This window comes from [Chlorobium] sp. 445, assembly GCA_002763895.1.
Classification (GTDB): domain Bacteria; phylum Bacteroidota; class Chlorobiia; order Chlorobiales; family Thermochlorobacteraceae; genus Thermochlorobacter.
The window spans coordinates 79,082-90,091 of record NSLH01000011.1 but is presented as its reverse complement, the minus strand read 5'-3'; the positions used below and the strand labels follow the sequence as shown (position 1 = coordinate 90,091).

Here is an 11,010-nt window from a genome sequence, read left to right as displayed (position 1 = left end):
GCGAATTTCCTTGTAGCCATCTAAGTACTTTTGATGCAAATCAAGCCAGAAGTCCTTTTTCTCAGGAGGCACAATGATTGTGAATGATTGTCCGATAAGCTCTTCGGGCTTGTAGCCATAGATTTCGCAATAGGCTTGATTAGCATATTCGATAATGGCATTTTCATTTGTGATGACGATGCCTAAGGGTGTAGAATCAATAATGGTACGCAAGCGCTGCTCACTTTGCCGAATGGCTTCATCAGCACCAACGGTTGACAGCGAGGGAACAGGCGTAGGCGTCGCCGCTGGAGCCCCCTGACGATCGGCGAGTTTTTTCAGCCATTCCTGATAACTCATGGGCGGTGCCGCATTATCGCCAGAATAGGAAGACGAGGACATAGACGATACATTACCCTGTGCCGCTTGATTAAGAAGGTGGCTAGCTTGAGCAAATTCCTGTGCAAAAAGTTGCGTGGCGGTCGGTGGCAGATGTCCGCTGGCTTGAGCTCGCATCAGAATATCGAGCATCTCCATTTGCTCAACGGCTTTAAGTGCCTTTTTAAGTGCCTTTTTAATTTTCTTGTAGTCAATCATCGTCAGGGCTATTTAAGTTAAACATCTGACTTAAAAGTCAGAACGAAAGTTTAATCTAACAAAAGCATTATAAGTATTCTGAATTTACCGACCAAATCTTCAACCCTACCTGCAATCAAAATTCGTGCCAATAAACACTCTAAAAGTTTAAGTACATAGAAATGTGGGAGGAGGAGTGCTACACTGGAGAAAGTTTACTACGCTGCAGCGCCAAAGTGGAGAAAGTTCACCCGAAAGAGGGGACACAAGAGAAGGTTCAGTCGCGCAAGGCACTTGAGACAGAGGGCATGCTTTGAAAGTTTGGATAATTTACTCCAAAGCGGGAGCGATAGTAAGCTTTGCAAGCAAGAAAGTTCAAGCTAACAAGTAAAAGCAGCGGCGGCAGAAAAATTGATACCGAGAGAGTTAGAGCCAGCATAGAATACTTCACAGGAGCAAATTGAGGCATCTTGGTGCCGCGCGGCGTACCAAAAGAGTGGTAAGGAACAGAGTGCCGCAACCCCAATCGTGAAGATGCAGTGCAAATTCAGTGTCAGCAGCGACAAGAGCAGCGCGAGCGCATCTGCAAGAAACGCAAACTGCAGTGTCCAACGAACCCCATACTCAAGAGCTACGGTTTGCTTGCCGCATTGTGCATCACCATCCATATCAGGCAAGGTAACTAAAGCTGAAACTGCAGCATAGGCAAGCAGATGTGGCAGCGACCAAAAGAGAATCTCCCAGAACGAAATCCCGCGTGCCGCCAGCGTACTGGGTTCAACCGCATAGACACCTGCAACAAATGTGACCGCGCCACCAACACTATTCATCACGAGTGAAAGAATCGGGCGATTCATAAAACCTAAGAATGTGTAAGAAAGACCAAGGGCAGTTGAAAAAAGTACAGTAAGAAAAAATTCAAGTGAAATCAGCCATGCCAATCCAAGTGAAAGCAGCACCAGCACGATGCCTTCTGCCCAAATCACAGGCAAGCGAACATAGCCATCGGCTAAGATGAAAAGTTTGCGGTTGATGCGATCAGTTTCTACATCCGCAATTTGATTAAAGAGATAAATATGTCCAGCTGTGAAAGTGGAAACTAAAAAAGCTAAAAATGGAAAGGGCGAGGTTGAAAACACTGGGCTCTGGCTTGCTGTAACATAGCCAGCAAAAAAGTTGCCCACAGTGGGAAAAAATGCGTTGGGCGCAAAATAAACACATAATCAAGTGCAAGCAGTAGCGCAGAGGAGCGAGTGGTGTTGGACAATCGCATAGAACAAAAGCCTATTATCGTGATTTACGAGCGGCAAGATACTGCTCCAAGAGCAAGCGTGCTTGGGATTTGCAATACGTGTCAAAGTAGGGATACTCTTCAGGCAGCTCGAGGCATGTGCGAAGTGAGGTAACTACATCACGCGCGTTGCGCACTTGCATATATGCTTCGCCAAGTTTCCAGTAGACGAACGCGCGGTATTGACCCAAGAGTTTAGCTTGCAAAAGATAAAGAAGTGCACGCTGAATCGGCGGCTCAGTTGGAATGGGGCGATAAAACCAACTGGCAAAAAGGCGCTGTACCGCAGGAATTTTCCCAAGTTCAACGCCAAGCGCGCCATATAGCGTCAATGCCAAAGGGTGCAGGGTATTTTCTCTCAAAATATCAGCCAGTTCTTTTTGGCACATATCAAGCGTGAGAATCGCCTCAGAGCGAGGTTGAAAACGCGCACGCTCCAAAAGTGCAGCACATTCAAGCGCACGGGAAGTAGGGGTTTTGTGATAGCGCTGTGCATCGTGGATCAAAATCAAGGCTTTGTCCAATTCAGCCTGTCGAAACGCATCGTCATCATGATGCTTGAAGGAGTGAAAAATGTAAAGTTCAGCAAGCGCAAGCCGAAGCGGAAATTTCAGTGAGTCGCTGGAGGCTTGTGCAAGACGCTGATGAAGCGAATCGATTTGATGCTCGAGCGAAACGTGAGCATGGAGCGAATCTGTGTGCAACTCAAAAGAACTCAGCGGCAACGCGTAAGGTGGAGTTGCAAAAGAAGAAACCGAGAGCATAAGCGCAAAGAAAAGAAAACAACATCGCAATGTCATCATTGCTCAGAGGCGTTAGCTGTATCAATTTGAGCAAGCAATTCATCAGGTGTGCGAAAAAACACAGGTAAGGTTTCCGCAAACGAGACAATAACTTTACCTGATTCGTCAATCACAACATAAGCGCGCTGAGGCAGACCTAAGAACCCGAGTGTGTCGTAGAGTTGGTGCACGATTTTGTCTTTATCAGACAGCAGCGGAAAGGGAAACGAAAACTTATTGGCAAAACTTTGATGCGATGCAACGCTATCTGTGCTGATGCCTAAGACGACAATTCCACGCGCTTGAAACTTCTCGAAATTATCACGATAGGTGCACAGTTGAGAGGTGCAAATTGGTGTGTTATCGCCAGGGTAAAAAATCAGCATGACTTTTTTGCCGCGATAACTCGAGAGCGAATGCATAGCGCCTGTTTCATCGGGCAAGGAAAAATCAGGAGCAAGAGAACCAACAGCAATCATTGATAAGAAATTAAATGTGAACGAAGTTCGGTTGCGTACTTTCTTCAATCCCGTCAATCCCTCTATGAAGCAATCTCTCCAACAGGAGAGAGGGGGATAGAAGATAAGCCTGTATAAGCGCAGCATGTATCTAAATTAAACTGAGCTGCACATTCAGCCGAAAATATCTTTAGCTCTTTCAAAAAACTTTTGCTGCTCTTTGGTGAAAAAGCCTCTGATTTTTGAAGTTGACGAAGAAGTTCTCGGTCATGTGCTGAAAGTTTCGTCGGAATGTGGATGTTGATGCGCACGAGTTCATCGCCTCTGCCTGAAGCATTCAGATGACCGATACCTTTGCCGTAGAGTCGAATGATTTTACCAGCTGGTGTACCCGGTGGAATCTCAATCGTTTCTTTACCGTCCAGAGTGGGTACTTCAACCCTGGCGCCCAAGACGGCATCAGGGAAACTGATAAAAAGGTCGTGCAGAATGTCATCATCTTGTCGCGTAAAGTGTTCATGTGGCAATTCTTCAATGATAACAAGTAAATCGCCTGGTGCGCCGCCACGAATCCCGGCATTGCCTTGCCCGCGTAGTGGAATATAGTTTCCATCGGCAACACCAGCGGGGATATTGACTTTGATTGTAACCTCGCCTTGCACGCGTCCTTCACCTTGGCAAACAGGGCATTTGTCGCGCACCACACGCCCTTCACCTTGACAGGTGGGGCAAGTCGTAACACTAACAAATTGTCCGAACATGGTACGCGAGACTTGACGCACTTCGCCAGTGCCTTGGCAGGTTGGACAGACATCATACTGACCATTCTTGGAGCCGGTGCCGTTGCAGGCTTCGCACTTGACCAACTTTTTAATTTTGAGTGTCTTTTCGACACCAGTAGCGATTTCTTCGAGCGTAAGTTTGAGTTTGAGTTTAAGGTCAGAGCCAGGAATACCAGCAGAGCGGCGGCGTTGCGAGCGCGAGCGTGTCGAGCTACCTAAAATATCTTCGAATTGAGAGCCTGTGCTAAAGCCACCGAAGATATCGCTAAATGCACTGAAAATATCGCTCATATCTTGAGCCCGACCAGCAAACGGATTGCCATCTGATGCCGCAGATGTGCCAACGCCTGCATGTCCAAATTGATCATAACGGCGGCGCTTAGTCTCATCGCTTAGTACTTCGTAAGCCTCATTGATCTCTTTGAACTTCTCCTCAGCAGATTTATCACCCGGATTGCGGTCAGGGTGATACTGCATCGCTAATTTGCGATACGACTTCTTGATTTCATCAAGACTTGCGCCACGCTTTACACCCAACACTTCATAGTAATCGCGCTTCATACCTGTCGATAGTTAGGTTATTCTACGGGTTTTGAGACAACCACTTTCGCATGACGAATCACTTCATCGTGCATGGTGTAACCTGCTTCAAATTCTTCTACGATAATGTCAGGCTCAAGGTCAGCCTTTGGCATTTGCGTAAGCGCTTCGTGAAAATTGTGGTCAAACTTTTTGCCTAAGGTTTCCATGCGCTTGACTTGACGCGTTTCTAAGATCTTGAGCATTTTTTGATGCACCAACTTGACCCCATCGACATAGAGCTTAGCATCAGGATGATTAGCTAAAAACTTTTCACTATTAGTGATAATGCGCTCTAAGTCGTCAAGGATAGGAAGAATCTGTTTGATGAGATTTTTATCGGCAAACTTAATGAGTGCGCTCATCTCGCGCTCTTTTTGACGGCGAAAGTTCTCAAACTCCGCAGCTTTGCGAAGCAGCAAATCTTTATATTCATCCCGCTCAGCTTCAAGTGCAGCAAGACGTGCCTCTAAAGATGGCGTTTCTGTCTTGGCTTGCATCGCTGTGGCGTCATCTGCATTCTGCTGCGAAGGTTGCTCTTGCAAACTGATGTCTTCTTGTTCTTGTTTTACTTCATCTTGTTTTGTTTCTTCTGGCATAGAAGGTCAGGTTTAAAGTGTTGAAGTCAAAGTCGTAACAACTCCAAGTAAATCTTACAACTGCAAGAAAATGTTTTAGTTCAAGCCGCATCAGATTTGTGTCAAAGTCGCAGAAAGACGTTTAGCCATGTAGTTAATCACACGCACGACTTTGCTATAATCCATGCGGGTTGGACCAATAACGCCCACTGTACCAACGGCATTGCCAACGCTATATTGAGCGGTGACAATGCTGCACTCTTTCATTTTGCTATCGTGATTTTCCTTCCCGATGCGAATCGAGACACCCTCAATAGTACTGCTAGTGTCTGCCGACCCTACTTCTTCTAAGAGATGAACGATAACGTTTTCATTTTCAATAAGTTCAATGATGCCCCGAATTTTTTCGCGCTTTTCAAATTCAGGATAGGCTAAGATATTTTCTGTGCCAGCAACATGCAGCCTATCGGTATCAGGTGGATTGTCAAAAAGACGTTCAGCTGAATCAATAAAGACACGAATAAGACCAGTGTCGTCAGTACAATCTGCGATGCGTTCTGGAAAACTCTGGCGAATTTCCTCGAGCGTCAAGCCTGAAAGACGCTCGTTGAGCATCTGGGCAAGTGCATCGAGCTTTGAGCGCGGCACATCGGAGTGCGCCTCGAGCACAATCGTCTTGACAAGTCCCGATTGAATCGAGATAATCACCATAATTTTATTTGACGAGAGCGAGACGATTTCGAGCTTCTCAAAGACGCCCTTAGAGAGTTTGGGCGAGAGCACAATACCGATTTGCCGCGAGATTTTGCCCAAGATTCTTGAAGATTCGCGCAGAATGTCATCCGAGTCTTGCGCGGTGGCGACAATCTGCTCGATATTCTGGTCGATTTTGGCGCGCTCAGTGTGCGAGAGTGTACCGACGCGCATCATGGAACTGACATAAAGCCGATAGCCCTTATCAGTAGGCACACGCCCAGCCGATGTATGCGGATGGGTAATGTAGCCTTCCTCCTCTAAGTCCGCCATCACATTGCGAATTGTGGCATCGGATAAGCCTAAATCCGAGCGCTTCGAAAGAAAGCGAGACCCCACCGGTGTGGCGGTTAAAATAAAGTTCTGAATAATCAACCCGAGGACTTCTTTTTCGCGTTCAGTAAGTTCTCGTGCCATAACTTCTCCAGAATACGATAGTCAAAATTTATGCCGTTTTTAATTTGGCTCTTTTCTCAGAAACTTTGTCAGTGCAGCGCAAGGTTCCAAAATGTATGGAAACGCTAACGCTCTGACAAAAGTGCGACAAAAGTACGCCTGTGGAAGAGTGCATCGTGCTGCACGAAAATACATCGGTCTTGTGACTGGTTCAAATAGCACGCTGCCTCAACAAAGCATACAGCAAAGCGTAACAAAAACAGCGCATCTGACCCAGCAAGTTCAGGTGCGCTGCAGAAATATACGAGTGTCGGCTTGTGGAGGTTAAGCTACTTCAACCGGCTTAAATTCCTTGACTAATTTCTGGACGATCTCACTTGGCACTTCCTCATAGCCGTGGAATTCGCGCACAAAATGTGCGCGTCCTTGCGTGATGCGGTTCAGTGCAGATTGATAGCCGTAGAGTTCGGCAAGCGGAACAAGCGCTTGCAAGCGTTGAAGGGCACCATCGCTTTCCATGCCTAAAATTTTGCCTCTGCGACTGGAAAGATCACCCATAATTTCACCCGTGAACGCTTCTGGCGTAAAGACCGTAACCTTGTAAATCGGTTCAAGTAAAGTCGGTTTAGCTTTTTCAAAAGCCGCCTTGAACGCCATACTTGCGGCCACCTTGAAGGAAAACTCGGAACTATCAACAGGGTGATGCGACCCATCGTAAGGCACCACTTTAACATCAACGATAGGAAAACCGGCTAACAAACCTTTTTGAAGAGTTTCTTCAACGCCCTTTTGCACTGCAGGTAAAAAGCGCGTGGGCACAACGCCACCGACAACTTCGGACTCGAACACAAACTGACTGCCACGTGGCAGCGGCTCAATGCGCAACCATACATCTCCATACTGACCACGTCCGCCCGATTGCTTCTTATACTTGCCTTGCGCTTTAGCCACAGCGCGAATGGTTTCCCGATACGGCACACGCGGCGGCGACGACTCGAGCTCAACGCCAAATTTTTCACGCAACCGACGAATAATTGTCTCTAAATGAAGATCGCCAAGTCCAGAAAGAATCGTCTGTCCAAATTCTTCATCGCGTGTGATACGGAAACTCGGATCTTCTTCATGCAAGTGATACAAGCCTGAGGAAATTCGCTCCTCATCACCTTTGGCTTTGGGTTTGATAGCAATGTCGGTGAGTGGCTCTGGGAACGAAATCGGTGTAATGACATAGTCGACGCCCTTATCGGCAAGGGTGTCATTTGTGTGCGTATCTCTGAGTTTGAGCACCACGCCAATATCGCCTGCAAGAAGTTTGTCGACCGCCTTGCGTTCTTTGCCGACCATCGTGTAAATCTGACCTAACTTTTCGAGTTGGCCAGTATGTGCATTGATAAGTTCATGCCCGCTTTCAATATGCCCTGAATAAATGCGCAAGAAAGACAGCTCGCCAATATGCGGTTCAGAGACGCTCTTGAAGACAAATGCTACTGTCTCTGCATCAGGGTTAGGCTCAACAAGATATTCTGCATTGGAATGCAAGCGACGTGCATGTTCAGGACCGCGTTCAATCGGTGAGGGAAAGAGATGAACAATTGCATCCAGCAAGCGCTCGACTCCAATGAGATGCACTGGCGACGCACAAAAGACAGGAAAGAGCGTGCGTGTAACGAGTGCATGTTTGATGCCGTCTCTTAATTCAGCTTCAGTAAGTGAGCCGCCTTCTTCAAAGAATTTTTCCATCAAGCTATCGTCGCTCTCAGCTACGCTTTCGACAAGTTCTTGATGATGTAAGACGGCGCGTTTGCGATAAAGGTCTTGAATGGGACGTTCAGTGACTGCACCAAGTCTATCGGGCGTAAATTCAAATTCTACCATGCGCAGCACATCAATCAGCAAATGATGTCCAAGACCTTCTTCGGCAGGAAATTGAACAGGAGCGACTTGATGACCGAATCGTTCACGCAACTGCTCCAAAACACCTTCATAATCTGCTCGGTCGTTATCTAACTTCGTGATGACAAAGACGGTGGGTTTGTAGTATTCTTTGGCGTACTCCCAGACCATTTCTGTGCCGACTTCAACGCCAGTTGTTGCATTGACCGTGATAAGCACGGTATCGGCAACACGAATGGCAGACTTGACATCGCCGTGAAAATCTGCAAAGCCGGGTGTATCAATAAAATTAATTTTGTAGATGTTGCCATCCCCATTTTGCCATGTGCCATTTATCAAACTTGAGTTGACGCTATGCTGGCGGGCGATTTCATCGGGAGCGTGATCAGAAAGCGTGGTGCCTTGCTCAATACTGCCGATGCGTTTAATCAGGCCAAGCGCATAGGCGAGGGCTTCGGTCAGCATTGTTTTGCCGCTCCCAGCATGACCAGCGACAGCCACATTGCGGATAAATTGAGGCTGATACGTCATAATTATTACTCCTTTCTCAATAGTTGCTGCAAAATTGCAACGGTGAAACTACTGTGTTTCACAGCACTAAGTGAAAGGTAGCCAAAAAAATGCATTCTGCGAAGCAAAAAGATGTGCAGCCTGAAAACAACTAGTGGCGCTTAGCTATGCAGAGAGCGTCCGTAATGAACGGCAAAGGGTGCATTGGCGTTCAAGCAAGGTCAGTTTTTTTGCAACTGCAATTTGTAACAGCCAAAAATGTTTGTAGACGCGCACGCCCATCTCTCGTTTCAGGATTACGACCAAGATCGCAGCGAAGTGATTGCACGCTTGCTGGCAAATGGTGTTGGCTTAATTCTCAATCCGGGGACAACAGTAGAGACAAGTCGAGAAGCCATTGCACTGGCGCAGCAGCATGACTTCATCTATGCTAATGTAGGACTTCATCCTAACGATGTGCATCATGTAACGGACGATGATTTTGCAGCGCTCGATACGCTTGCTGAAAACGAAAAAGTTGTGGCAATCGGCGAGATTGGACTAGATTATCACTACGCTGATATGGATGTGGTGAAGCAACGGCACTGCTTCCGTGAGATGCTGCGTATTGCCAAGCGGCGCGATTTGCCTGTCATTATTCATACGCGAGATGCGTGGGAAGATACATTCAAAATACTCGAAGAAGAAAAAGTCGTCCAACCTGCGCGGTATGATGCACTGCTTTTCTGGAGGCATTGATGAAGCGCGACGCGCCCTAAACTTAGGCTTTAAGATTTCAATTCCGGGCATTGTAACTTTCAAGAAATCACATTTGCCAGAAGTTGTGGCAGCTTTGTCGCTCGATGAGATGCTGACGGAGACCGATTGTCCTTATCTTGCGCCAACGCCTTATCGTGGCAAGCGCAATGAGCCTGCCTATGTGGTGGAAGTGGCTAAGAAGATTGCGATGATTAAGAATGTGTCAGCCGAAGAAGTCGGCGAGCGCACCACGCAGGTAGCTCAAACACTGTTTGAGCTCTGACTCGAGACGGAAAAATTTTGGTAAGGTGCTTTGCAAAGCCAGAAATAAAAGCTATATTTGCGACCTTGTTTTTTGACACGCGACGCCCAACTCGCTCTGGGCAGCGCGCCTGATGTGGAAACGGGGTATAGCGCAGCTGGTAGCGCGCCTGTTTTGGGAGCAGGAGGTCCCGAGTTCGAGTCTCGGTGCCCCGACTCAGCCGAGCTGCTGTCCATTGTGCCCGTAGCTCAGCTGGATAGAGCAACAGCCTTCTAAGCTGTGGGTCACTGGTTCGAATCCAGTCGGGCACGCAACGCTCGCGCTGAGACTGTGTGCATGCGCCCCTGTCTGATGCGGCGTAAACAACGCGAGAAAGTGGGCTAGTCAAAAGTTGTATGGCGGGCATAGCTCAGCTGGTTAGAGCGTCAGATTGTGGCTCTGAAGGTCGCGGGTTCGAAGCCCGTTGCTCGCCCAAAAGTTGAAAATGCCGCAATAAAAATTGCGCATCCAAGAGTTCTTTACTTTGTGCTTCAAAATTGGCCCCATCGACTAGTGGTTAGGTCACCACCCTTTCAAGGTGGCGGGACGGGTTCGAATCCCGTTGGGGTCACACAAAAAGCTCTGCAGTCACGCAGGGCTTTTCTTTTTCGAGAAGCTCTGTTTAGAAGCGCGAAAGCCCGAGGGTCTCATGCATGAAAAGTCGGAGCAAGAAACGGAACGAGAAAGAGAAAATGTTCTCAAATGGACATATGCAAAAACTCAAGCTTTGAGAACACTGCAAAATGGTAGAGGAGATTACAGTTACGCCAACGCTTGAAGCGATTCTTAGTGAAGCGTGGGTACTCTTAGAGCAAGGCGTAAAAGATCGCCGCAGTCCAATGCACACTGGTGTCTTTACGACAATCCGTGGCACATTCCCCGAAGCGCGCACCGTGGTGCTGCGCAGCGTTGATGCCAAAGCGCGCAAGCTCTATTGCCACACCGATATTCGCTCCGCCAAAGTAGAAGACTTGCGGCACAACCCAAACTGTGCATGGCTATTCTACCACCCAGAACACAAGATTCAACTGCGCTTTTTAGGCACGGCAACTATACACCATAGCACACCACTTGCCGAAGCACGCTGGAAAGCCACGAAACTCATGAGCAGACGCTGTTATGCGACAACATTGCCACCCGGAACAAAAGTCGAAGAACCCTCTTCAGGCTTGCCAGATTACTTGATTGAAAGAAATCCAACCGAGCAAGAAAGTGAAATTGCTGCAGAAAATTTTGCTGTGATTGAAACACAAGTGCATGCGCTGGACTGGCTTTTACTGGATGCGAAAGGGCATAGACGCGCAAAATTTGAGTGGCAGGACGAGATGTTTTCAGCATCATGGACAATTCCGTAAATTCTTGAGCTAAAAACTGTTATTTTAACTCAAATAGTT

9 protein-coding genes, 4 tRNA genes and 1 pseudogene are annotated in these 11,010 nt (G+C 47.5%); 6 read left to right on the top strand and 8 right to left on the bottom strand.

Features of this window, described 5'->3' with window-relative positions:
* The 8 genes from CMR00_06410 to fusA form a co-directional block, all read right to left on the bottom strand.
* Positions 1–576, bottom strand: a 576-nt coding sequence (locus CMR00_06410; GenBank protein ID PIO48220.1) for a hypothetical protein, incomplete at its 3' end; no start/stop codon positions are given.
* A gap of 359 nt (positions 577–935) precedes the next feature.
* Positions 936–1,739 (bottom strand): hypothetical protein, encoded by an 804-nt coding sequence (locus CMR00_06405; GenBank protein ID PIO48219.1) that lies wholly within the window; start codon positions 1,737–1,739, stop codon positions 936–938.
* Positions 1,740–1,842: 103 nt separating this feature from the next.
* Positions 1,843–2,649 carry a hypothetical protein gene (locus CMR00_06400; protein PIO48218.1) on the bottom strand — a complete coding sequence of 269 codons (807 nt, stop codon included), beginning with the start codon at positions 2,647–2,649 and terminating at the stop codon, positions 1,843–1,845.
* The gene (locus tag CMR00_06395; GenBank protein PIO48217.1) at positions 2,646–3,107 is read right to left on the bottom strand and encodes a peroxiredoxin; all 462 of its coding nucleotides are present in this window, start codon (positions 3,105–3,107) and stop codon (positions 2,646–2,648) included. The genes CMR00_06400 and CMR00_06395 overlap by 4 nt, the downstream gene beginning before the upstream one ends.
* Before the next feature lie 62 nt (positions 3,108–3,169).
* On the bottom strand, positions 3,170–4,429 hold the full coding sequence (gene dnaJ, locus CMR00_06390) for a molecular chaperone DnaJ (protein PIO48216.1): 1,260 nt from the start codon (positions 4,427–4,429) through the stop codon (positions 3,170–3,172).
* A 17-nt stretch (positions 4,430–4,446) separates the two neighbouring features.
* Positions 4,447–5,046: a nucleotide exchange factor GrpE gene (gene grpE / locus CMR00_06385; GenBank protein ID PIO48215.1), complete on the bottom strand. Its 600-nt coding sequence runs from the start codon at positions 5,044–5,046 to the stop codon at positions 4,447–4,449.
* 90 nt (positions 5,047–5,136) lie between these two features.
* Positions 5,137–6,195, bottom strand: a complete 1,059-nt coding sequence (hrcA, locus tag CMR00_06380; GenBank protein ID PIO48214.1) for a heat-inducible transcription repressor HrcA — start codon at positions 6,193–6,195, stop codon at positions 5,137–5,139.
* A gap of 303 nt (positions 6,196–6,498) precedes the next feature.
* On the bottom strand, positions 6,499–8,601 hold the full coding sequence (gene fusA, locus CMR00_06375) for an elongation factor G (GenBank protein PIO48213.1): 2,103 nt from the start codon (positions 8,599–8,601) through the stop codon (positions 6,499–6,501).
* 234 nt (positions 8,602–8,835) lie between these two features.
* On the opposite strand from fusA, the pseudogene CMR00_06370 reads away from it, so the two are divergent.
* From CMR00_06370 to CMR00_06345, 6 genes and pseudogenes are all read left to right on the top strand, one after another.
* A pseudogene (locus CMR00_06370) lies at positions 8,836–9,598 on the top strand (hydrolase TatD).
* 121 nt (positions 9,599–9,719) lie between these two features.
* Positions 9,720–9,792: transfer RNA gene (locus CMR00_06365), tRNA-Pro, on the top strand.
* A gap of 22 nt (positions 9,793–9,814) precedes the next feature.
* A tRNA-Arg gene (locus tag CMR00_06360) sits at positions 9,815–9,891 on the top strand.
* An 84-nt stretch (positions 9,892–9,975) separates the two neighbouring features.
* Positions 9,976–10,051 (top strand) — tRNA-His (locus tag CMR00_06355).
* Positions 10,052–10,115: 64 nt separating this feature from the next.
* Positions 10,116–10,187: transfer RNA gene (locus tag CMR00_06350), tRNA-Glu, on the top strand.
* A gap of 172 nt (positions 10,188–10,359) precedes the next feature.
* Positions 10,360–10,971 (top strand): pyridoxamine-phosphate oxidase, encoded by a 612-nt coding sequence (locus CMR00_06345; protein ID PIO48212.1) that lies wholly within the window; start codon positions 10,360–10,362, stop codon positions 10,969–10,971.
* Positions 10,972–11,010 lie beyond the last annotated feature (39 nt).